We start from the raw sequence: 1254 nt of genomic DNA on the forward strand, positions 1-1254 counted from the left end.
ACTTCGAGCGAACCGTCACCGAGGCCAGGACGCAGGCCCATCAGGAGGACCGAGCAGCATAGGGAAGTCCTCCACGCTTTCTGGGGATTGACACCCTCTGACACTTCCCTGACCGTCTTTGACCACACCACGTAAGGAGACCCGGATCCACATGAGCGACAACACCGAGAACCTTGAACAACTCGCGGAGGGCGCGGCCCGCTCCCTCGTCGAGCTCGGTCGCCGCCGTTCAGACCCGCAGGATCAAGTACCCGCTGGAGGCATATCGCATCTTCAGCTACCTCACCCGTGCCGCTGGAGAGATGAGGACCGCTCTCGACCTCGTGGCAACGTCCGTCCAGGCTCTCCATGACAGGGGACACCTGATGTCCGACTACCGGGCCGCGCCGCTCGACGAGGTGCTCGAACGTCACCCAGTCATCTGGCAGGGCACGGGACCTCGCAGGCACCCTGCACGGCAACTTGAGCAACGCCCACTCTGCGATCGGCCATCTCGCGTCCAAGGAGGTGCCCGACGGACTCGGCAGCCGGAGCGGAAGCCACGCCAGACGGGGGGCGATCGTCTCCGGGCAACATGAGTGAAAGGCCGGGAGCCGGTGGCGTGATCGCCGCCGGTTTGTCGGAGGGGCTGTTCGTGGACGCGCCGTCGTACCGGGGTTTCCGCTTCCCGCCGGAGGTCATCTCCCACTGCGTGTGGCTGTACCACCGGTTCAGCCTGAGCCTGCGCGACGTCGAGGAGTTGATGCTCGAGCGCGGCATCGAGGTGACGTACGAGACCATCCACCAGTGGGCGCGCAGGTTCGGCCCCGCCTACGCGGCCGCCTTACGCCGGCGTCGCCCGCGGCCGGGCGACAAGTGGCACCTGGACGAGGTCTTCGTGATGATCAACGGTGTGCAGAAGTACCTGTGGCGGGCGGTCGACCAGGGCGGCAATGTGCTCGACATCCTGCTGCCAGAACCGGCGGGACGAGCCCGCGGCCAGGCGCTTCTTCAGTAAAATCATGACGAAGACCCGGTCCCTGCCCGGGGTGATCGTCACCGACAAGCTCAGCGGTTACAGGGCCGCCCACCGCGAGGTCATGCCCTCGGTCGAGCACCGCTCCCACAAAGGCCTGAACAACCGGTCCGAGAACTCCCACCAGCCCACGAGGCAACGCGAGCTGAGGCGCCCCGAAGTTTCCGGACAGTGGTCCCACTACGATGGGTCTGTTCGGAAAGGGAAGCTGGTTGTCGCAGAAACGCAGGAACTTCACT

Annotated in this window: 1 pseudogene; it reads left to right on the forward strand. The window is 65.5% G+C overall.

Going from position 1 to position 1254, the window contains the following annotated elements:
- Positions 1-634: 634 nt before the first annotated feature.
- Positions 635-1160 (forward strand): annotated as a pseudogene (locus ACZ7GZ_RS43420) (IS6 family transposase); the annotation flags it as partial.
- Between the last annotated feature and the right edge of the window lie 94 nt (positions 1161-1254).

The sequence above is a fragment of the Streptomyces sp. NPDC037288 genome (assembly GCF_055603265.1).